The organism is Rhodoplanes sp. P11, assembly GCF_964266735.1.
Classification (GTDB): domain Bacteria; phylum Pseudomonadota; class Alphaproteobacteria; order Rhizobiales; family Xanthobacteraceae; genus Rhodoplanes; species Rhodoplanes serenus.
Genome location: NZ_CAXWGY010000001.1, coordinates 928,333 through 949,623, shown reverse-complemented (window position 1 = coordinate 949,623; position 21,291 = coordinate 928,333). Strand labels below are relative to the sequence as shown.

The following is a 21,291-nucleotide window of genomic DNA, read 5'->3' as shown; positions in this document are numbered from 1 at the left end:
TTCGCCGGGCGTGGCGGCTCGGCATCGCCGTCAGATCCGACCCGCGGCCGTGATCGGTTCAGCGAGCTCGGGTGGCGCCCCTTCGAACGCGAACGGATTGAGGATCTGGCGCCGCCACATCTGATTGCGCTCGACCTCGTAGAGCGCCGCCTCGTCACAGACGGTCGGCCAGGCGGCCATGATGGCACGCACCTGACGCGCCACGATTGCCAACGCTTCGTCGGGCTTCAGGAGAAATTGGGGCGCGGCCTCCAGGCACACGGCGATCCGGCTCATCCGGTCGTTTCCGGTGATCAGCATCGCCTGCGTGGCCTCGCTGCCGGTCCGCGGCTGCGGGCAGATGTCGTAGGCCGGCGTCAGGCTCAGATGCTCGCCGTCCCAGAAGGCCGCGTGATTGCGGGCATGGTCGTCGGTGTTGCCGCACAGGACGTTGAAGACCAGCCGACCGAACAGCTCCCGCAGCGTCCGCCTCGGTGACGTGAAGCGGTGGCGCACGATGGCCGCGAAGTCCTCGTAGCTCGCATAGCGAGCCATCATCTCGTCGAGCCCGAACAGCGTCAGCGCCGACACCATAGCCCTGCTGCACCAGCCCGCCGGCGTCTTCATGCGGTCGAACCGCTCGATCAGGATCGCATCCTTGCTGCCGGCGACCGCCAGCCGGACCGATGCCACGTCCAGCCCGACCCGCGCCGCAAGGCGCATGGCGACAAACTCGCCCTTCACCACATTGGTGACGTCGGTCGTCGATGTGAACTTGGCGATGTACTTCTTATCGCCGTCGACGATCATGGCCTTAGGGCGGGCGCCGCCAATCGAGCTGCCGTGGAAAAGCGCCTGGTCGAGCTCCGGGGTGAGCGCAAGACCCTCCTCGACGCGGCGCGCTGCGTCGACAAGCTCCTCCAGCGTCGCCCCGGTCGCCTGGCGCGGCACATAGCGGCTCGGCGAGATCTGGAAATCCAGTGCGCCGATGCGGTCGGACCCTGATTCCAGCAGATAGGTCAACTCGTCGACGGTGTCGGTGTCGACCTCCCGGCCCCGTCGACCGAGCCGCCGGCTCAGGATGACGCGGCGGCCCCAGGCGTCAGGCGCGGCGTCCCGCAGGCAGCCCGCCATGGCCAGCCCGGCCCCCGGTGGTTGGGCGCCGAGGCGCAGCGGCAGCTCGGGCAGATAGATCGGGATCGCATCATCGCGCCCGAGATAGCTGCGGCCGTAGTTGAAGACATAGAGATCGCCGACGCGCGCCAGCCGGCCGGCCACCACCGGCTCGTTCTGCCCCGGCAGCCTGATCCAGACAAACGCCTCGGTCGGCGCCGCCTCAGAAGTCATCCTTGACGGCCCCCGTCGAGACGCGGACCGACTGCGGCAGCAGCGTCAGCACCGCCGTGTTGGCCGAGATGCCGGCGGCCAGCGCTCCGCGATCGGCATCGAACAGCTTCACGCCGGTGACGGCCGCGGCCTCGAAGACCGCCCCGACCGAGCATCCCGGATCGCCCTGCTCGATGCGGCGGAGAAGCCCGCGCGAAATCCCGACCCGCTCGGCAACCTGCTCGGCGGTCAGCTTGCGCTCGATCCGGGCCCGACGAATGAGCTGGCCGAGCAAGGCTGCCGCATCACGGCTGTAACGGGAGTAAGGACGATCGAGAGGCTTGGCCATAATCCATTAATCGACCTGAAGACGGCGACGCGGTTGATTTATGGACCATATAAGACCAGATCGAACCGATGTCAACCGTTGGTCTATAAACAGACCCCGAAGTCTCTACTCGGCTCGTTGATGAACCACACCGCGGCTCAATGGATCTCCGGCTCGGCCGTCGGCGCGGTGCCCTGGAGGAAATCGAAGTCGCAGCCCTCGTCGGCCTGGCCCACATGGGCCGAGTACATCGCGCCCCACCCGCGCGCATAGTGCGGCGGCGGCGGCGTCCAGGCGGCGCGGCGACGCGCCAGCTCCTCCTCGCCGACATGGAGATGGATGCTGCGCCCGTCGGCATCGATCTCGATGCGGTCGCCGGTCTCGACCAGGGCCAGCGGACCGCCCACGAAGCTCTCCGGGCAGACGTGCAGGATGCAGGCGCCATAGCTGGTGCCGCTCATCCGCGCATCGGAGACGCGCACCATGTCGCGCACCCCGGCCTGCACCAGCTTCTTCGGGATCGGCAGCATGCCCCACTCGGGCATGCCGGGGCCGCCCTTGGGGCCGGCATTCTTGAGGACCAGCACATGGTCCGGGGTGACGTCGAGATCGTCGCGCTCCACCGCCCGCGCCATCGCGTCGAAGCTGTCGAAGGCGAGCGCCGGGCCGCAGTGCTTCAGCAGTCGCGGAGCGGCGGCCGGCGGCTTCATCACGCAACCGCGGGGCGCCAGGTTGCCGATCAGCACCGCGGTGGCGCCCGCCCGCGACACCGGATCGGAGAGCGGCCGGATCACGTCCGGGCGATGCACCCGCGCGTCCTTCAGCACGGCGCCGAGCGGCTGCCCGGTGACGCCGATGCAGGACAGGTCGAGCGCATCGCGCAGCTCGCCCATCAGGGCGCGCAGCCCGCCGGCGTAATAGAAGTCCTCCATCAGCCACTGGCCCGACGGCCGCACATTGGCGAGCACCGGGATCTCGCGCGCGATCGCGTCAAAGCGCGCCATGTCGAGCGGGACGCCGGCGCGCCGCGCCATGGCGACCAGGTGGATGATGGCGTTGGTCGAGCCGCCCATCGCCATGTGGACCCGGATGGCGTTGTCGAAGGCGGCCGGCGACAGGATGCGGGCGGGCGTCAGGTCCTCCCACACCATGTCGACGATGCGGCGGCCGGAGGCGGCCGCCATGCGGGCGTGGGAGGCATCGACCGCCGGGATCGACGAGGCCCCCGGCAGCGTGAGGCCGAGCCCTTCGGCGATCGCCGTCATGGTGGCGGCGGTGCCCATCACCATGCAGGTGCCGAACGAGCGGGCGATGCCGCCCTCGATCTCGCGCCACTCGTCCTCGCCGATGCGGCCGGCGCGCTTCTCGTCCCAGTACTTCCAGGTGTCGGAGCCGGAGCCCAGCGTCTCGCCGCGCCAGTGGCCCCGCAGCATCGGCCCGGCCGGCACGAAGATCGCCGGCAGCCCCATGCTGATGGCGCCCATCAAGAGGCCCGGCGTGGTCTTGTCGCAGCCGCCCATGAGGACGACGCCGTCGATCGGATGGCTGCGCAGCAGCTCCTCGGCCTCCATCGCCAGGAAGTTGCGATAGAGCATCGCCGACGGCTTGACGATCGGCTCGGCGAGCGACATCGCCGGCAGCTCCAGCGGCAGCCCGCCGGCCTGGAGCACGCCGCGCTTCACGTCGGCGGCGCGCTCGCGCAGATGGCCGTGGCAGGGATTGATCTCGCTCCAGGTGTTGACGATGCCGATGACCGGCTTGCCGGCCCAGTCGGCGGCGTCGTAGCCGAACTGGCGCAGGCGCGAGCGATGGCCGAAGGCGCGCAGATCGGAGACCCCGAACCAGCGGTGGCTGCGGAGATCGTCGGGGCGCTTACGAGAGGAGGTCGTCATGGCATTCGTCCGGTGAATGCCGCCGCGACGCGCGGGGCGGCATAGCCGGTTCTAGCCGAGGCCGGCACATCGGCGAAGCGGTGGAGACCGGCGCCGGCCGCGAGGCGGGGCTGCGCGCGCCGCGTGCCCTCCGCCTGCCGCCCTCAATCCACCGAGGCGCCGGAGAACTGCACCGCCTTGCCCCACTTGGCGGTCTCCTCCTCGATCACCTTCTGGAACTCGTCCGGCGTCGTCTTCATCGGAATGCCGCCGAGCTCCAGCAGGCGCGCCCTGAGCTTGGGATCGTCGATGGACTCGTTCACCACCGCGTTGAGGCGGTCGACGATCTCGCGCGGCGCCGCCTTCTGGATGCCCATGCCGAAGATGCCGCTCGCCTCGTAGCCCGGCACCGTCTCGGCGATGGTCGGAACGTCGGGCAGCATCTCGGAGCGCACCGCCGTCGTCACCGCGAGGGCCCGCAGTCGCCCGCTCCGGATATGCTCGATCGCCGAGGGCAGATTGTCGAACAGCACATGCACCTGCCCGGCGATGAGATCGGTCACGGCGGGGGCCGAGCCGCGATAGGGCACATGCGTCATCTTGGCGCCGGTCATCGCCATGAACAGCTCGCCCGACAGATGGATCGAGGTGCCGTTGCCGGACGACGCCATGTTGACCTTGCCGGGATTGGCCTTCACCCAGTCGATGAACTCCGCCACCGTCTTGGCCGGCACCGACGGGTTCACCACCATCACGTTGGGCACCCGGATGATGCCGGCGACGCCCTGGATGTCGCGGACGAAATCGAACGACAGCTTCTTGTAGAGCGTGGCGTTGATGGTGTTGGCCGGATTGACGAAGAACAGCGTGTAGCCGTCCGGCGGCGCGTTGATGGCGATCTCGGTGCCGATATTGTTGCCGGCCCCGGCGCGGTTCTCGATCACGACCTGCTGGCCGAGACGTTCCGACAGCCCCTGCGCGACGAGGCGGGCCGTGATGTCGGTGGCGCCGCCGGGCGGGTAGGAGACGACCCAGCGCACCGGCCGGGTCGGGTAGTCGGCGGCGGCCGTCGCCGGAGCCGGGACCGCCGTGACGACGGCGAGCGCCGCCGCGCCGGCGAGGCCCGCGGCGAGCATGCGGCGCGACGTGGCGGCGGCCGGCGCCACCCTGGAGACGAACGAGGACAGAAGATCCGACAGTCGAGGCGTCATGGCGTTTCCCGAGCGCCGTGGTCCCCGCGGCCTCGCCGCCCGGCCCGGCGTCATCTTGTGGCTGTGGAGAAAGCTTATGCGCCCTCGCGGGCCGACAGCAAGCGGCATCGACCGGCGCGTCGGCACGAAAAAGCCGCCGCGTCAGGGCCGCGGCGGCTTTTTATACGAAAGAACGAGGGCGTCGGGACGGCCGCGCCGACGAGGTCAGGCGGCCACCTCGGAGGTCGCGAGCGCCAGCCGCACGCTCTTGGGATCGAGGAACACGTCCCGGCACCCGGCATTCATCAGATCGGCACGGGCGAACAGGCCGCTCAGCATGCCGACCGCGCGGATCTTGGCGAGGTGAGCCGCCTCGGCATCGTACGGACTCGGACCGACCAGCAGCGCGTCGGCGGGCTGGCGGATGCCGAGCCGGTCGAGCGCCGCCGCGAGGCGGTCGGGATGCGGCATGCCGTTCGCGACGTCGTCGCCCGACACCACCGTGGCCACCAGATCGTCGAGACCGAGCAGCGCCCGATAGCCGGCCAGCTCCTCGCCGCGCGCCGCCGACACCAACGCCACCTTGGCGCCACGGCCGACGAGATCGGCGACGAGATCACGCACACCGGGCATCACCCGCAGCGTCGGCAGCACCTCGCCGACGAAGCGCATCTGATACTTGGCGAGGATGAACTCCTTGCTCTCCTGCGCCTCGCCGGCCGGCAGCAGCCGGTCGAGCAGATCGGCGGCGTCGAGACCCTGGAAGCGATGCACGTCGGCGGTGCGGAACGTGAAGCCGAACTCGGCGAGGGTCTGGAGCCAGCAGTTCACCGAGGGCAGCACGGTATCGACCAGCACACCCTCGACGACGAGCAGATAAGCGCGCGCCTCGGCGAGCGATCCGCCCACCCGCGAGCGCACAGCGAGATGCCGCACCACCGGCCGACGCGGCTCGGCGTCGGCGGCGGTCTTGTTGGCGGCGTTCATCCAGCCGCGTCGACGAATCCTGCGCGCAACAGCCATGCGTTCCCTCGTCCGCCCCCGCCCTTTGGATTGGTGAGTGCACTGGCAATGCGAGAAGCGGAGCCTCGCACCATCGTCCCGGCGACTCCGACATAGAACCGCGTCGGTCGCGGCTAGTTCCCTGCACGACAGTTATTTTCCCCGCCGCCCCATAGAGCCGCGAGGTTATCGGTATCATGATGGCGCATCGGGTCCGGAACGGCCGGGCGGAACCGTTCGGCCCGCCCTGCTCGGGTCGGGGAGCCGCGTCAGTTGATCCCGACGCCGGCGTCGCGCAGCACCTTGGCGTAGAACTCCGTCTCGCGGGCGAGCTGGGCATCGAGCGCCTGCGGGGTCCCGGGCGACGGCACGGCGCCGAGCGCATCGAGCTTCTCGATCGCGTCCGGCATCTTCAGCACCCTCGCGATATCGGCATTGACCTTGGAGACGACTGCCCCGGGAGTGCCGGCCGGCGCCAACACGGCGAACCACGAATCGTAGTCGTAGGACGGCACCGTCTCCTTCACGGTCGGCAGATCCGGCAGCTTGGCGCTGCGGCTGTTGGAGTTGACCGCGATCATCCGCACCTTGCCGGAGGTGGCGAGCTCCTGGGCGTTGGGGATCGGCGCGAAATAGAGCTGGGCGTCGTTGCGGATCACCGCCGTCACCGCCTCGGGCACGCCCTTGTAGGGAACATGGACGATGTCGATGGCGGCCCCCTGCTTCATCAGCTCGGACCCGAGAAACGACGAGGAGGCGACCCCGGCCGAGGAGAAGTTGAGCTTGCCGGGCTTGTCCTTGGCGAGCGCGACGAAGTCGGCCAGCGATCTCACCGCGAGGTCCGGCGGCACGATGGCGACCAGCGGCACCGAGGCGACCTTGCTGACGCCGACGAAGTCCTTCACCGGATCGAACTGGATGTTCTTGTTGACCGTGCCGGCGACCGTGTGGCCGTTCGAGGTCAGCATCAGCGTGTAGCCGTCCGGCGGCGCCTTGGCGGCGCTGGTGGTGCCCGGGAGGCCCGGCCGGTTCTCGACGATCACCTGCTGCTTCCACAGCTCCGACAGCTTGTCGGCCAGGATGCGGGCGAGATTGTCGGTGATGCTGCCGGCCGAGAACGGCACGACGATGCGCACGAGCTGGCTCGGCCAGCCGCGCTCGCCGGCTTGCACGGGCGCTTGCGTCGGCGCCGGCGCCTGCGCGACCGCCGCCGTCCCGAGAGCCAGCAGGGCGGCCGCGGCCGCGAGGGTGGGCTTCAGTCCCTTCATGGGTCTCTCCCTGGATGCGCCCGATGCGATCGGCGACCGCTCCGGCGACGTTCACGTCACGTTTTTTGGATGACTTGTTTTTTGGATGACTTGTTCTTGGATGACTTGGCCGGTCGTGACCGGCAGGCCGCCGACCGCCGGCGGTCGGCGATCTCCGGCGCAGGCCCGCCGCGGCGCAGGCCGCGACGGCGAGGCGTGACGACGGCGAAGCGGCGGGCGCCGCGTCAGTTGGTCCCGACGCCGGCGTCGCGCAGCACCTTGGTGTAGAGATCGGCCTCGCGCCGTACCTGGGCGTCGAGCGCATCCGGCCCGCCCGGCGACGGCACCGCCCCCTGGGCCTGGAGCTTGTCCACCACGTCCGGCATCTTGAGCACCTTCGCGATGTCGTCGCTCACCTTGGCGAGCACCGCCTTGGGGGTGCCGGCCGGCGCCATCACGGCGAACCAGGAATCGTAGTCGTAGGACGGCACCGTCTCCTTCACGGTGGGAACGTCCTGCATCTGAGGGCTGCGCTGGTTGGAGTTGATGGCGATCGCCCGCACCTTCTTGCCGGCCGTGAGCTCCTGCGCCAGCGGGATCGGCGTGAAGTAGAGCTGCGCGTCACCCCGCACGACCGCGGTGGTCGCCTCCGGGGTTCCTTTGTAGGGCACATGGACGATGTCGATCTTGGCGGCCTGCTTGAGCAGCTCGGACGACAGATAGGTGGTGCTGGCGATGCCGGCCGAGGAGAAGTTCAGCTTGCCCGGCTTGTCCTTGGCGAGCGCGATGAAGTCGGCGAGCGACTGCGCCGGCAAGTCGGGCGGCACCACGGCGACCATCGGCACCGACGCCACCTTGGTGACGCCGGCGAAGTCCTTCACCGGATCGAACTGGATGTTCTTGTTGATGACGTTCGCGATGGTGTGGCCGTTCGAGGTGAGCATCAGGGTGTAGCCGTCCGGCGCCGCCTTGGCGACGCTGGTGGTGCCCGGCAGGCCCGGCCGGTTCTCGACGATGACCTGCTGCTTCCACGTCTCGGCGAGCTTGTCGGCCAGGATACGGGCCAGGCCGTCGGTGACGCTGCCGGCCGAAAACGGCACGACGATGCGCACCATCTGGTTCGGATAGCTCCCCTGCGCCCAGCCGTCGACCGTGAGGGTGGCGAGGGCGGCCGCGGCCAGCATGATGGTTCTCGGCATCCGCATGTCTGTTTCTCTCCCTTGTTATTCAAAGTGTCGGCTCGTCCGAGCGGCTCGGGCGGCACGCTTTTTTCGGATTATGGGCGGCGTTGGCGGCGCCGCGATGGTCGGACCTCCCGGAGAGGCACGCGCGAAAGGGGGGACGAAAAGCGCTCCTCGGAGCGATGCGCGCGACACGGACAGCCTGCCGGTCGGTGGGACCGGAGTTGCTCAACTAAAGCACAATGGTCGGATGGCGCAAATCCACGATGAGACGCCGTGCTGCGGGAATTGGACGCGGTTCTGGCTTCGCCGGGACCCGTCTTTGAATTCGGCCGCCATCGGGATTACATGGCGCTCGCAGCAGCCGAGGTCCCCATGCGCACCGAACATGCCCGCCCGATCCGTCTCTCGGACTACCGGCCGCCGGATTGGCTGGTCGACACCGTCGACCTCGATATTGCGCTGCACCCGACCCGGACGCGCGTGCGCTCCCGCCTGCGCCTGCGGCCGAACCCGCAGGCCGCCGGCCCGGCGGCCGTGGTTCTGGACGGCGACGACATCACGCCCCTGTCGGTCCGTATCGACGGTGTGCCGATGGCCGACTCCGCCTACCTGGCGACGCCGGACGGCCTCACCATCCCGCAGCCGCCCGCCGGCCCTTTCGTGCTGGAGATCGAGACCGAGATCGATCCGTCCGCCAACACCAAGCTGATGGGTCTCTATCGGTCGAGCGGCAACTACTGCACCCAGTGCGAGGCGGAGGGGTTCCGCCGCATCACCTTCTTCCCCGACCGGCCCGACGTGATGGCGGTCTACACGACCCGCATCGAGGCCGACCGCGACGAGGCGCCGGTGCTGCTCGGCAACGGCAACCTGATCGAGCAGGGCGACGTGCCCGGCACCACGCGCCACTTCGCCGTGTGGCACGATCCGTTCCCGAAGCCCTGCTACCTGTTCGCCCTGGTGGGCGGCCGCCTCGGCGCCCGCACCGCGACCTTCACCACGATGTCGGGCCGCACCGTGGCGCTCGGCGTCTATGTCGAGAGCGGCAAGGAGGAGCGCGCCGGCTACGCGCTGGAGGCCCTCGAACGATCGATGCGCTGGGACGAGCAGGCGTTCGGCCGCGAGTACGACCTCGACGTCTTCAACATCGTCGCGGTCGCCGACTTCAACATGGGGGCGATGGAGAACAAGGGCCTCAACATCTTCAACGACAAGTACATCCTCGCCTCGCCCGAGACCGCCACCGACGCCGACTACGCCCACATCGAGGCGGTGATCGCCCACGAGTACTTCCATAACTGGACCGGCAACCGCATCACCTGCCGCGACTGGTTCCAGCTCTGCCTCAAGGAGGGCCTGACGGTCTTCCGCGATCAGGAGTTCTCGTCCGACATGCGGTCGCGTCCGGTGAAGCGGATCGCCGACGTCCGGGTGCTGCGCGGCCACCAATTCGTCGAGGACGCGGGGCCGCTCGCCCATCCGGTGCGGCCCGACACCTATCGCGAGATCAACAACTTCTACACGGCGACCGTCTACGAGAAGGGCGCCGAGGTGGTGCGCATGCTGGAGACCCTGCTGGGCCGCGAACGGTTCCGCGCCGGCATGGACCTCTACTTCACCCGCCACGACGGGCGCGCCGCGACCGTCGAGGAGTTCGTCGCCTGCTTCGCCGAGGCGGCCGGCACCGACCTCTCCCAGTTCATGCTGTGGTACGCCCAGGCCGGAACCCCCGAGCTGGCGGTGACGCGCCGCGACGACGCGCAGGCCGGCACTCTGTCGCTGGAGATCGCCCAGGTGCTGCCGCCGACCCCGGGCCAGCCGTCGAAGTTGCCGATGGTGATTCCCCTGGCGCTCGGCCTGGTCGGGCCGGACGGCGACGACCTGCCGATCCGGCGCGCCGGGCATGGGCCGGTCGAGCGCGGCGTCCTGGTGCTCACCCGGGCGGCCGAGACCTTCGTCCTGGAGGGTGTGCCGGCCGGCACGGTGCCGTCTCTCAACCGCGGCTTCTCGGCGCCGGTGAAGATCAATGCCGACCTGACCAGCGACGACCTGCGCTTCCTGGCCGCCCACGATTCCGATCCGTTCAACCGCTGGCAGGCGGTGCAGACGCTCGCCTCCGAGCTGCTGATCGAGAACGTCGCGGTGATCCGGGCCGGCGGCGCGGTGCGCCACGACGGCGGCTTTGTCCATGCGCTGGCGGCCGTGCTGGCCGACGAGCGGCTCGCCCCGGCCTATGTGGCGCAGGTGCTGTCGATCCCGTCGGAGGGCGACATCGCCCGCGACATCGGCCGCGACGTCGATCCCGAGGCGATCTATCTGGCCCGCCAGGCGCTGCGCCGGGCGCTCGGCAACGACCTGGCCCCCACCCTGCGCATCCTCTACGAACGCCTGCGCCAGGACGGCCCCTATTCGCCCGACGCGGCGAGCGCCGGCCGCCGGGCGCTGCGCAATGTCTGCCTCGATCTCCTGGCCGCGCCCGGCCACCCGGCCGCCATCGCGCTCGCGGCCGCTCAGTATTCCGAGGCCGACAACATGACGGACCGCATGGCGGCGCTCGCCACGCTGGCGCTGCACGACACGCCGGAGCGCGAGGCGGCGCTGGCCGACTTCTTCGAGCGCTTCCGCGCCGACCCGCTGGTGATCGACAAGTGGTTCGCCCTCCAGGCGATGATCCCGGACCCCGGCACCCTGGATCGAGTCAGGGGGCTCGCCGCCCACCCGGCCTTCTCGCTCGCCAACCCCAACCGGGTGCGCGCGCTGATCGGCTCCTTCGCCCAGGCCAACCACACCCAGTTCAACCGCGCCGACGGCGAGGGCTATCGCCTCGTGGTCGACACCGTGCTGGCGCTCGACGGAGTCAATCCGCAGGTCGCGGCCCGACTCGCGACCGCCTTCCGGAGCTGGCGCGCGCTCGAGCCGACGCGACGCGCCGCGGCCCGCGCCGGCCTCGAACGGCTGGCCGGGACGGCGTCGCTGTCGCGCGACGTCGCCGACATCGTCGAGCGATCGCTGGGCGAGCGGTGAGGCGGCGCCCACCCCCGTGGGCGCAGTTTTCGCCAAGCGATTCAAACGACTCCGTTTTTCTCGCTCAACGGAAAATTTCGCCCCGAATCGATTCGGGGACTCTCGACAAATCGTTAATCTTCGATTCCAATGCCGCCGTTCGGGAGATGCGGCACATCCTCCGACGTTACAGAAATGACCCGTACGGAGGCTGGCGATGGCGCCCGCTCACGGCGCGAGCGCGTCGGCGAGTACCGATTCCATCAAAGGTCTGGCGCAAGCCGTGGCCAGGCCGGCTTATCGCCGGCTGCTGGTGGCGGAACCTGTGCTCCGGCGCGCCGTGCCGGTGCTGATCGTCGCGTTCCTGATCACGATCGCGACCGGCGCCGCCGTCCAGATCCGCGAGAACCACCGGCGGACCGTCGCGGCGGCCGCCTACGAGCTCGAGATCCTCGCCGGCCTGCTCGCCGACCGCCTCGATCGCGTCGCCCGCACGACGCCCTCGCCCCGCTTGCAGGAGGAGGTCACGGCGCTGCTCGGCGCCGAGCCGATGCTGCGCGACCGCGACGTCTTCGTCGCCGACGCGGTCGGCGTGGTGATCGCCTCGACGCCGCCGGAGCGAGGCCGCGGCCGCCGGCTGTCGACCCTGGCGTCACCCATCCCCGGCACCGCACCGCTCGGCTACGGCGGCACCGTGAGCGAGAGCGACCTCGCCGAGGGCGGCACCGGCCTCGCCACCATCCGCCGCCTCCCCGCCCCGCTCGGCCAGGTGCTGGTGATCATCCCGACCAGCCATGTGCTGGCGTCGTGGCGCTCCGACGCGACGATGACCGTGACTCTCTCGGCCACCACCGGCTTCGTCGTCCTCATCCTCGGCTTCGCGTTCCATTGGCAGGCGCTGCGCATCCGTGAAGCCGACCTCATTCACGACACCGTCCGCCACCGCATCGACACGGCGCTCAATCGCGGCCGCTGCGGGCTGTGGGACTGGGACCTCGGCGGCGGCCGGATCTTCTGGTCGCATTCGATGTTCGCGATGCTCGGCATCGAGGCGCGCGACGAGCTGTTGTCGTTCACCGAGTTGGCCGAGCTGGTCAACCCGCAGGACGTCGACCTCGCCGCGCTGGCGGCGCAGCTCGCCGACGGCCAGACGCGGGCGATCGACCGCGCCTTCCGCATGCGTCACGCCCGCGGCGACTGGGTATGGCTGCGCGTGCGCTGCGAGATCATCCGCCAGGACGGCAGCGGCCCGCACCTGATCGGCATCGCGGTCGACATCACCGAGCAGAAGAGCCTGGTCGAGAAGACCGTGGCGGCGGACCTCCGCCTGCGGGACGCCATCGAGACGGTGCCGGAAGCCTTCGTGCTGTGGGACGCCGACAATCGCCTGGTGCTGTGCAACTCGAACTTCCAGGCGCTGTACAATCTCTCCGACTCCGCCGTGGTGGCCGGCACCTCCTACGAGGCGGTGCTGGCGGCCGGCAGCCAGCACGTCGTGCGTACCGTCGTGGCCGAGTGCGGCTCCAGCACCGACGGCGGCCGCACCTTCGAGGCCCAGCTCGACGACGGCCGCTGGCTCCAGATCAGCGAGCGTCGCACCAAGGACGGCGGCTACGTCTCGGTCGGCACCGACATCACCACGATCAAGCGCCACGAGGAGAAGCTGATCGAGAGCGAGCGCCGGCTGATGGCGACGGTCGCCGACCTGCGCGCCTCGCAGCAGGCGTTGCAGACCCAGACCCGCCAGCTCGCCGAGCTGGCCGAGAAATACGCCGCCGAGAAGACCCGGGCCGAGGACGCCAATCAGGCCAAGTCGAAGTTCCTGGCCAACATGAGCCACGAGCTGCGCACGCCCCTCAACGCCATCATCGGCTTCTCGGAGATCATGGAGGCGCGGCTGTTCGGACCGCTCGGCGTCGAGCGCTACGACGAGTACTGCCGCGACATCCGCGAGAGCGGCCAATATCTCCTCGACGTCATCAACGACATTCTCGACATGTCGCGCATCGAGGCCGGCCGGCTGCGGCTCGATTTCGAGACCATCGAGGTCGACCGCATTCTCGGCGAGGCCATCCGGGTGGTCGCCAAGCGGGCCCAGGACAAGAACCTGGTGGTGACGTCGCGCATCGCCACCGGCATCGGCCTCGTCGCCGACCGCCGCTCAATCAAGCAAGTGGTGCTCAATCTCCTCTCCAACGCCGTCAAGTTCACGCCGGCCGGCGGCGAGGTGCGGGTGCACGGCCGCCGCAGCGGCAACGCCGTGGTGATCGCCATCGCCGACACCGGCATCGGCATCAGCCGGCGGGCGCTCGGCCGCCTCGGCCGGCCGTTCGAGCAGGTCGAGGACCAGTTCACCAAGAGCCATCAGGGCTCCGGCCTCGGCCTCGCGATCTCCAAGTCGCTGGTCGAGCTGCACCGCGGCACCATGCGGCTGCGCTCGACGCCCGACAAGGGCACCGTGGTGGTGCTGCGGCTGCCGCTCGAGGCCCGCGCCCCGTCCGACGCCGGGATCAACGAGTTGCAGGCCGCGGCCCGGCGCTTCGATGCGGTCCTCGCGTCCGCGGATCTCGGCGGCCCGGCGGCGCGCGCCGGCGCCACGCCGTCGGCGCCGTCGATCGCCGAGGGGGCGACGCGGCGCTTCTCCGAGGGGACCAAGGTCGCATAGGGCTTGCCCTTATTGCGCCGCAACACGCACCACCCTAAGGTGGCCCGACCTGTCGCGGGCCACCCGTCGTCGTCCGGCCCGTCCGAACTCGGGAGGGCGTCGTGCCCTCGGGCCGCAGTGCGTCGAAGAACGTCAACGGGCTGATCCTCGGCGCCATCGGCGTCGTCTTCGGCGACATCGGCACCAGTCCCCTCTACGCCATGAAGGAGACCTTCGCGGGTCGCGCGCCGCTCACGGTGGAGCCGGCGACGGTGCTCGGCGTCGTGTCGCTGATGTTCTGGACCATCATGGTGCTGGTGACGATCAAGTACGTCGCCGTCATCATGCGGGCCGACAACCGCGGCGAAGGCGGCAGCCTGGCACTGCTGGCGCTCGTCATCGACCTCACGAGGCGCTCACGGCTGACCCCGGTGGTGACGGCGCTCGGCATCTTCGCGGCGGCGCTGTTCTACGGCGACAGCATGATCACCCCGGCCATCTCGGTACTCAGCGCCGTCGAGGGCCTGGAGGTGGTGGCGCCGGAGCTCCAGAGCTACGTCATCCCGGTGACGATCGCGGTGCTGTGCGGACTGTTCTGGTTCCAGAGTCGCGGCACCGAGACGATCGGCAGCCTGTTCGGGCCGGTGATGTGCGTGTGGTTCGCCGTGCTGGCGTTCCTCGGGGTGATCAACATCCTGCACGACCCGGGCGTGCTCGCCGCGCTCAACCCGGCCTATGGGGCCGCCCTCATCGCCCAGCATCCGTGGCAGAGCTTTCTCGCACTCGGCGCCGTGTTCCTGGCGGTGACGGGCGGCGAGGCGCTGTATGCCGACATGGGCCATTTCGGCCGCGTGCCGATCCGGCTCGCCTGGTTCGGGCTGGTGCTGCCGGCGCTGGTGCTCAACTATTTCGGCCAGGCGGCGCTGCTGCTCCACGATCCGACCACCCTGGAGAACCCGTTCTATCGTCTCGCCCCCGAGTGGGCCGTAGTGCCGCTGGTCGGGCTCGCCACCGCGGCGACCGTGATCGCCTCGCAGGCGGTGATCTCGGGCGCCTTCTCGGTCGCCCATCAGGCGGTGCAGCTCGGCTACCTGCCGCGCATGGCGATCCGCCACACCTCGTCGAGCGAGGCCGGCCAGATCTACGTGCCGTTCACCAACTGGACGCTGTTCTTCGCGGTGATCGGCCTGGTGCTCGCCTTCCAGACGTCCAGCCATCTCGCCGCCGCCTACGGCATCGCGGTGGCCGGCACCATGATCATCAGCACCATCATGATCTCGTTCGTGGCGGTGCAGGTGTGGAAATGGTCGCTGTGGCTGGTGGTGCCGCTGCTCGGCACGCTGCTCCTGGTCGACACGTTGTTCCTCGCCTCCAACGCGCTCAAGATCAGCCAGGGCGGCTGGTTCGCGCTCGCCATCGCGGCGACCTCGTTCATCACCCTGACGACGTGGAAGCGCGGCCGCGGCCTGCTGCTCCAGGCGATGGCCGAGAAGACCATGCCGATCGACGAGTTCCTGCGCATCAAGGAGCCGAGCGTGCCGCGGGTGAGGAACACCGCCGTCTACCTCACCAGCCGGCCCGAGGGGGTGCCCTCGGCGCTCCTGCACAACCTCAAGCACAACCAGATCCTGCACGAGCGCAACGTGCTGGCCACCGTGGTGGCGACCGAGATCCCCTATGTGGACGACAGCGACCGCACCACCGTGTCGGATCTCGGCAAGGGCTTCTATCGCATCCTGATCCGCTACGGCTTCATGGAGCGGCCCGACATCCCGGCAGCGCTCCGCGTCGTCCGGCACGACGGCCTGATGTTCGACATGGACCGCACCACCTTCTTCGTCAGCCGCGAGACCGTGCTGCCCCGGCTTCCGCCCGGCATGGCGGTGTGGCGGGAACTGTTCTTCGCTTGGATGATGCGCAATGCGGTGAGCGCCACCGACTTCTTCCGCATCCCGCCCGAGCGGGTGGTCGAGCTGGGCACCCAGGTGGAGATCTGACGGGCGGGCCGGTCCGCCGGCCGGGTCGGATCGTCGGGGCGGAACGATGCGCTTCGCCCGCCATTGATCGCCGCTCTACGGCGCTTCGCCGAGAATCCGCACGAAGCTCGCCCGCACCTTCTCCTGGGTGTCGACGAGATGGGCTTCGAGATTGGCGAAGTTCGGCACGTCGGCCGCGCGGGTGAGCAGGGCGAGAAGGCCGGCGCCCGCCTTGGACGGCTCGAACGGCCCGTCCAGGCACAGCCGCAGCACATGGGTGAGGTCGTGGTAGAGGCGCGCCGCCGGCCGCAGCACCTCGGCCTCCTCGACCGGCAGCAGCCCGTGGCGCGCCGCCTTCTCCAGCACCCGGATGGTCGAGGTGTCGAGGATCGCCGGCGTCGTGGCGGCATGGACGAGCTGGAGATACTGGGTGATGAACTCGATGTCGACGAGCCCGCCGGCCACGTATTTCAGGTTCCAGCGGTCGCCTTCGCCCTTCTCGGTGGCGATGGCGCGGCGCATCTCGACGACGTCGCCGGCGACCGCGCGGGCGTCGCGCGGCAGCCGCAGCACCTCGCGGATCGCCACCTCGACTTTCGCGGCGAACGCCGGCGAGGCGGACACCACCCGGGCGCGAGTCAGCGCCAGGTGCTCCCAGGTCCACGCCTCGTTGCGCTGGTAGTCCCGGAAGGCGGCGAGCGAGGTCGCCACCGGGCCGGAGCGGCCGGACGGCCGCAGCCGCATGTCCACCTCGTAGAGCCGGCCATGGTTGGTCTGGGTGGTCAGCGCGTTGATCAGCCGCTGGGTGAAGCGGGCGAAGTACTGGCCGCCGTAGAGGGTGCGGGCGCCGTCCGATTCCGGATGGTCCTCGTCGAAATCGTAGACGACGATCAGGTCGAGATCCGAGGAGGCCGTCATCTCGCGGCCGCCGAGCTTGCCCATGGCGAGCACCGCGCTCTCGCCGCCGGCGACGCGGCCGTAGGTCGCCGCGAAGCTGTCGCCCACCGAGCGGTGCAGCGCCTTGATCACCACGTCGGCGAGGCCCGCGAAGGCGTCGCCGGCCTGCACGGCCGAGACGGTGCCGGACAGGATGCGGGCGCCGATCAGAAACATGTGCTCCTGGCCGAACAGCCGCACGCGATCGAGGAAGTCCTCGTCGGATCGCGCCTGGGCGAGCGAGCGCGTCAGCTCCGCGTCGAGCTGGACGGCGTCCGGCAGCGCACCGAAGAATGCCGGCTCGATCAGCGGGTCCATCACCTGCGGGTGCGCCGCCAGGATGTCGGCGAGGCGCGGCGCGGTGCCGAGCAGCAGGCCGACCAGCGCCACCAGATCCGGGTTCTGATTGAGCAGCGCGAACAGCCGGCCGCCGCCGTGCAGGCCGGAGAGGAAGTGGTCGAAGGCCAGCACGGCGCCGTCGGGATTTTCCGAGCGGGCGAGCTGGTCGAGCAGCATCGGCACCAGCAGCGCGAAGTGGCTGCGCGCCGTCTCGCCGCGCACGCCGCGCGGCGACCCGGTCAGCCAGCGCCGCACCGTCGCCGACACTTCGAGCGGGGCCCGGAACCCCATGGCGCCGAGCTTGTCGAGCGTCTCCTTGTCGTCGCGGTCGGCCGGAAAGGTAAGCCCGCGCTCGTCGGCCGCGCGCGCCGTCGCGTCCTCGAACAGCGCCGCGTAGTGGCGCTGCACCACCACCAGGTGGGCAAGCAGCGCCTGGGCGAAGGCGTCGCGGCTCTCGTAGCCGAGGAAGCGGGCGAAGCGCTCGAGCGCCGGACGATCGGCGGGCAGGCTCTGGGTCTGCTCGTCGGCGACCATCTGGAGCCGGTGCTCGACCTCGCGCAGGAACACGTAGGCGCCGGCCAGCTCGGTCGCCGCCTCGGCGGCGATCCACTGGCCCTCGGCGAGCGCGTCGAGCATCGCCAGCGTCTCGCGGCCGCGCAGGCCGGGATTGCGCCCGCCCGCGATGAGCTGCTGGGTCTGCACGAAGAACTCGATCTCGCGGATGCCGCCGCGGCCGAGCTTGACGTTGTGGCCCTCCACCGCAATGTCGCCGTGGCCCTTGTAGGCGTGGATCTGGCGCTTCATCGCGTGGACGTCGGCGAGCGTCGCGAAGTCGAGATACTTGCGCCAGACGAACGGCGTCAGCTCCTTGAGGACACGGCCGCCGAGGGCCAGGTCGCCGGCGCAGGGCCGCGCCTTGATGAAGGCGGCGCGCTCCCAGTTCTGGCCGACACTCTCGTAGTAATCGAGCGCCGCCGACACCGAGACGGCCACCTGGGTGGACGACGGATCGGGCCGTAGCCGCAGATCCACCCGGAACACGTAGCCGTCGCCGTTGCGCTCCTGGAGCAGCTTGATCAGCGTGCGGGTCAGCCGCACGAAGAGCTGGGCCGGTTCGACCCCGGGGGCGAGCGGCGCCTGCGGATCGAAGAACACGATGAGGTCGATGTCGCTCGAATAGTTGAGCTCGTGCGCTCCCATCTTGCCCATGGCGAACACCACGTAGCCGCAGTGCTCCTCCACATGGTCGGGATCGGCCGGCACCAGCTTGCCGGCCCGCACGGCGCCGAGCAGCAGGTAGCGGACGGCGGCGCACACGGCGGCGTCGGCGAGATCGCTGAGCGCCCGCGTCACCCGGCCGAGGTCCCAGACGCCGCCGATGTCGGCCAGCGCGATGAGCAGCGCCGCCTCCGCCTTCATGCGGCGCAGCAGCCGCATCACCTCGGCATCGTCACGGCTGTGGCTGGCGGCCCGGAAGGTCTCGGACAGGCGGGCCGTGAGATGCCGGTCGGGATCGCTGCCGAGCAGCCTCAGCAGCCCGGCCGGGTCGCTCCGCATCAGCTCCCAAAGGAACGGCGAGCCGTCGGCGACCGCCTCCAGCAGCGGGCGGACGCGCGGCGCCTCGGCGGCCAGCGCCGTGATGGCGGCGCCCGCCTCCCCGGCTTCGGCGAGCCAGTCGTCGACCGCCTTGCGGGCGGCATCGGGATCGACGACCAGCGGCACCCGGGCGAGCCGGTGCGCGAGCGTGGCGGGCACCGGGTCCGCGGCCATGGCAGCCGGCTGGTGGGACACGGGGGCATTCCTTCTCGAACGAGATCCGATCCGAAGCGACGTCCGGCGACAGCGAACCCGCCTCGTCGCGGCACCGTGCCCAGACACAGGTTACCGGAGCGGAAAAGACGATCCGGCCGGATGGCGTTCCGTGTCAGGCAGACGCCGCCCGAGGCAAGGACAGGACGACCCGGAGACCCGGCGCGTTGTCTTCGAGTCGCAACTCACCTCCATGGAGCCGCGCGATGGCGGATGCAAGGCTCAATCCGAGGCCCGAGCCCGGCTGCGACCGGCTCTGCTCCAGGCGGACGAAGCGGTCGAGCACCCGCCCGCGGTCGGCCGGGGCGATGCCGGGGCCACGATCCGCGACCGCGATCTCGACCCGGTCGCCCACGACGGCGGCGGAGACGGTGACGTCGGCGGGCGGCAGCTCGGCCTGCTCGGCGGCCGCGGGGGCGCCGGCCGGCGCCGAGGCCGGCGGCCCGGAGGGGCGCGCCGGCACCGCCGCATACTTGATGGCGTTGTCGATGAGATTGGCGAGCGCCTGGCTGATCAGCTCGCGGTTGGCGACGATCGGCGCAGGCGCGTCGGCCGCGACTGTCAGGGCCAGCCCCTGCTCCTCGGCCAAGGGCTCGTACAGCTCGCCGACATCGCGGGCGATGGCGGCGGCGTCGGCCGGCGCCATGCCGGCGCGCGGCTCGCCGGATTCGGCGCGCGCGATCATCAGCAGGGCGTCGAAGGTGCGGATGAGGGCGTCGGACTCCTCGATCGTCGTCTCCAGCGCGTGCCGGTAGTCGGCCGGGCTCGCCGCGTGCCGCAACGCCGCCTCGCTGCGGTTGCGCAGCCGGGTCAGCGGCGTCTTGAGGTCGTGGGCGACGTTGTCGGTCACCTCCTTGAGGCCGCGCAGCAGCGTCTCGATGCGCTCCAGCATGGTGTTGAGGCTGGCCGCCAGCCGGTCCAACTCGTCACCCGAGCCGCCGACCGGCAGCCGCCCCGACAGGTCGCCCGCCATGATGACCCGCGCCTTGTCGGTCATCGCGTCGATACGGCGCAGCACCCGCCGGCTGACGAAGACGCCGCCCGCGATGCCGAGCACCACCACGATGAACACCGACCAGCGGCCCGCGGTGGCGACGATGCGGAACAGGTGCTCGCGCTCGGCGAGATCGCGGCCGACCAGGAGGCGGAAGCCGCCCGGCAGCGCGGTGACCCGCACCAGCGCGCGGTGCTCGCCGCCGTCCGGCTCCTCCAGCCGGCGGTAGCTGGTCTCCACCCAGCCGGTGCGCTCGATGACGCCGGTCTCCAGCGACGCCACATTGCCGGCGAGGCCGGCGCCGTTCGGGGTGGTGACCAGATAGAGGCTGGAGCCGGGCTGATTGGCGCGGCTCTCGACGATGTAGACCAGCCGGCGCAGGCCGGCGGCCTCGTACTGGCCGGTCAGCTCGGCCAGCTCGCTGTCGACGGTGCGGACGATCTGCTCGTTCATCAGCCGCCGCGTGTTGAGCGCGAAGTAGCCGAGCAGGAAGGCGGCGAACAGCGCCACCACCAGGAGATAGACCAGCGTCAGGCGGAACGCCGTCGTCCGCAGCAGCTTAGCGAGCGCCGTCACGGATCATGTACCCCGCCCCGCGCACCGTGTGCAGAAGCGGCTGCGCGAACCCCTTGTCGATCTTGGCGCGCAGGCGCGAGACGTGGACGTCGATCACGTTGGTCTGCGGGTCGAAGTGATAGTCCCAGACGTTCTCCAGCAGCATGGTGCGGGTCACCACCTGGCCGGCGTGCTTCATCAGGTATTCGAGCAGGCGGAACTCGCGCGGCTGAAGCACGATCTCCTCCTTGCCGCGCGTCACCCGGTGGGAGAGGCGGTCGAGCTCCAGATCGCCGACCCGGTAGGCGGTCTCCTCGCGGCCCCCGTGGCGGCGCGCCAGCACCTCGACGCGGGCGAGCAGCTCGGCGAACGAATAGGGCTTCGCGAGGTAGTCGTCGCCGCCGGCCCGCAGGCCCTTGACGCGATCGTCGACGGCGCCGAGCGCCGACAGGATCAAGGCCGGCACCGTGATGCCCTTGGCGCGCAGCGCACCGATCACCGAGAGGCCGTCGCGCTTGGGCAGCATGCGATCGACGATCAGCACGTCGTAGGACTCGTGCTCGGCGAGCGACAGGCCCTCCTCGCCGTCGGCCGCGTGATCGGCGACATGGCCGACTTCGCGCAGCGCCTTGACCAGATAGTCGGCGGCGTCCCGATCGTCCTCGATGACCAGCAGGCGCATGGTGGGGACCTTCCCGTCCGCCGGGGCCTCCCCGTCGCGGGGCATTGCCTCGGCCGACGACGGGACACGCAGGGTGGGCGACATGACTCGCCTCCGTCCGGAGAAGTAGCGACACGACGACGGAATGACAACCGGGGCCGCTGGAAACCCACGCGGGACCGGCTGTCCGGAAAAAAGGGGGACGGCGGCGGACCCGCCGTCCCCCTCCACCGACGATCCCGACGGG

The 21,291-nt window shown here is 70.2% G+C and carries 13 protein-coding genes; 3 read left to right on the top strand and 10 right to left on the bottom strand.

The features are described from left to right. Positions 1 to 30 precede the first annotated feature (30 nt). The 7 genes from ACFQUV_RS04240 to ACFQUV_RS04210 form a co-directional block, all read right to left on the bottom strand. On the bottom strand, positions 31 to 1,326 hold the full coding sequence (locus tag ACFQUV_RS04240; protein WP_129610600.1) for a type II toxin-antitoxin system HipA family toxin: 1,296 nt from the start codon (positions 1,324 to 1,326) through the stop codon (positions 31 to 33). Next, the gene (locus ACFQUV_RS04235) at positions 1,316 to 1,654 is read right to left on the bottom strand and encodes a helix-turn-helix transcriptional regulator (RefSeq protein WP_129610599.1); all 339 of its coding nucleotides are present in this window, start codon (positions 1,652 to 1,654) and stop codon (positions 1,316 to 1,318) included. The genes ACFQUV_RS04240 and ACFQUV_RS04235 overlap by 11 nt, the downstream gene beginning before the upstream one ends. 137 nt (positions 1,655 to 1,791) lie before the next feature. Then, on the bottom strand, positions 1,792 to 3,525 hold the full coding sequence (araD, locus tag ACFQUV_RS04230; RefSeq protein ID WP_129610598.1) for an L-arabinonate dehydratase: 1,734 nt from the start codon (positions 3,523 to 3,525) through the stop codon (positions 1,792 to 1,794). A 143-nt stretch (positions 3,526 to 3,668) separates the two neighbouring features. Beyond that, positions 3,669 to 4,640, bottom strand: a complete 972-nt coding sequence (locus tag ACFQUV_RS04225; protein ID WP_111387411.1) for a tripartite tricarboxylate transporter substrate binding protein — start codon at positions 4,638 to 4,640, stop codon at positions 3,669 to 3,671. 279 nt (positions 4,641 to 4,919) lie between these two features. Beyond that, complete coding sequence (locus tag ACFQUV_RS04220) at positions 4,920 to 5,717, bottom strand: HAD family hydrolase (protein ID WP_129610597.1); 798 nt, start codon at positions 5,715 to 5,717, stop codon at positions 4,920 to 4,922. A gap of 248 nt (positions 5,718 to 5,965) precedes the next feature. Then, positions 5,966 to 6,964 (bottom strand): tripartite tricarboxylate transporter substrate binding protein, encoded by a 999-nt coding sequence (locus ACFQUV_RS04215; protein ID WP_129610596.1) that lies wholly within the window; start codon positions 6,962 to 6,964, stop codon positions 5,966 to 5,968. Between the two features lie 224 nt (positions 6,965 to 7,188). Then, on the bottom strand, positions 7,189 to 8,148 hold the full coding sequence (locus tag ACFQUV_RS04210) for a tripartite tricarboxylate transporter substrate binding protein (RefSeq protein WP_129610595.1): 960 nt from the start codon (positions 8,146 to 8,148) through the stop codon (positions 7,189 to 7,191). A gap of 351 nt (positions 8,149 to 8,499) precedes the next feature. Here ACFQUV_RS04210 and pepN point away from each other — a divergent pair, with 351 nt between their 5' ends. The 3 genes from pepN to ACFQUV_RS04195 all read left to right on the top strand — a co-directional run bounded on the left by pepN (position 8,500) and on the right by ACFQUV_RS04195 (position 15,771). After that, positions 8,500 to 11,151 carry an aminopeptidase N gene (pepN, locus tag ACFQUV_RS04205; protein ID WP_129610594.1) on the top strand — a complete coding sequence of 884 codons (2,652 nt, stop codon included), beginning with the start codon at positions 8,500 to 8,502 and terminating at the stop codon, positions 11,149 to 11,151. A 196-nt stretch (positions 11,152 to 11,347) separates the two neighbouring features. Further along, entirely contained in the window at positions 11,348 to 13,795 is a 2,448-nt protein-coding gene (locus ACFQUV_RS04200) for a PAS domain-containing sensor histidine kinase (RefSeq protein ID WP_129610593.1), read from the top strand. A gap of 101 nt (positions 13,796 to 13,896) precedes the next feature. Beyond that, a complete protein-coding gene (locus ACFQUV_RS04195; protein WP_129610592.1) occupies positions 13,897 to 15,771 on the top strand; it encodes a potassium transporter Kup in 1,875 nt (624 codons plus the stop codon). Positions 15,772 to 15,846: 75 nt separating this feature from the next. Here ACFQUV_RS04195 and ACFQUV_RS04190 read toward each other — a convergent pair whose 3' ends face one another. The 3 genes from ACFQUV_RS04190 to ACFQUV_RS04180 all read right to left on the bottom strand — a co-directional run bounded on the left by ACFQUV_RS04190 (position 15,847) and on the right by ACFQUV_RS04180 (position 21,065). Continuing rightward, positions 15,847 to 18,795 (bottom strand): bifunctional [glutamine synthetase] adenylyltransferase/[glutamine synthetase]-adenylyl-L-tyrosine phosphorylase, encoded by a 2,949-nt coding sequence (locus ACFQUV_RS04190; protein WP_129610612.1) that lies wholly within the window; start codon positions 18,793 to 18,795, stop codon positions 15,847 to 15,849. A 154-nt stretch (positions 18,796 to 18,949) separates the two neighbouring features. Beyond that, positions 18,950 to 20,404, bottom strand: coding sequence for a HAMP domain-containing sensor histidine kinase (locus ACFQUV_RS04185; protein WP_129610591.1), 1,455 nt, complete (start codon positions 20,402 to 20,404; stop codon positions 18,950 to 18,952). After that, a complete protein-coding gene (locus tag ACFQUV_RS04180; protein ID WP_207211554.1) occupies positions 20,388 to 21,065 on the bottom strand; it encodes a response regulator transcription factor in 678 nt (225 codons plus the stop codon). The genes ACFQUV_RS04185 and ACFQUV_RS04180 overlap by 17 nt, the downstream gene beginning before the upstream one ends. Positions 21,066 to 21,291 lie beyond the last annotated feature (226 nt).

Excerpts from the sequence above, each read along its gene's own strand:
- ACFQUV_RS04240 (WP_129610600.1), bottom strand. The coding sequence starts at position 1,326 with ATGACTTCTGAGGCGGCGCCGACCGAGGCGTTTGTCTGGATCAGGCTG.
- ACFQUV_RS04235 (WP_129610599.1), bottom strand. The coding sequence starts at position 1,654 with ATGGCCAAGCCTCTCGATCGTCCTTACTCCCGTTACAGCCGTGATGCG.
- araD (WP_129610598.1), bottom strand. The coding sequence starts at position 3,525 with ATGACGACCTCCTCTCGTAAGCGCCCCGACGATCTCCGCAGCCACCGC.
- ACFQUV_RS04225 (WP_111387411.1), bottom strand. The coding sequence starts at position 4,640 with ATGCTCGCCGCGGGCCTCGCCGGCGCGGCGGCGCTCGCCGTCGTCACG.
- ACFQUV_RS04220 (WP_129610597.1), bottom strand. The coding sequence starts at position 5,717 with ATGGCTGTTGCGCGCAGGATTCGTCGACGCGGCTGGATGAACGCCGCC.
- ACFQUV_RS04215 (WP_129610596.1), bottom strand. The coding sequence starts at position 6,964 with ATGAAGGGACTGAAGCCCACCCTCGCGGCCGCGGCCGCCCTGCTGGCT.
- ACFQUV_RS04210 (WP_129610595.1), bottom strand. The coding sequence starts at position 8,148 with ATGCGGATGCCGAGAACCATCATGCTGGCCGCGGCCGCCCTCGCCACC.
- pepN (WP_129610594.1), top strand. The coding sequence starts at position 8,500 with ATGCGCACCGAACATGCCCGCCCGATCCGTCTCTCGGACTACCGGCCG.
- ACFQUV_RS04200 (WP_129610593.1), top strand. The coding sequence starts at position 11,348 with ATGGCGCCCGCTCACGGCGCGAGCGCGTCGGCGAGTACCGATTCCATC.
- ACFQUV_RS04190 (WP_129610612.1), bottom strand. The coding sequence starts at position 18,795 with ATGGCCGCGGACCCGGTGCCCGCCACGCTCGCGCACCGGCTCGCCCGG.
- ACFQUV_RS04180 (WP_207211554.1), bottom strand. The coding sequence starts at position 21,065 with ATGCGCCTGCTGGTCATCGAGGACGATCGGGACGCCGCCGACTATCTG.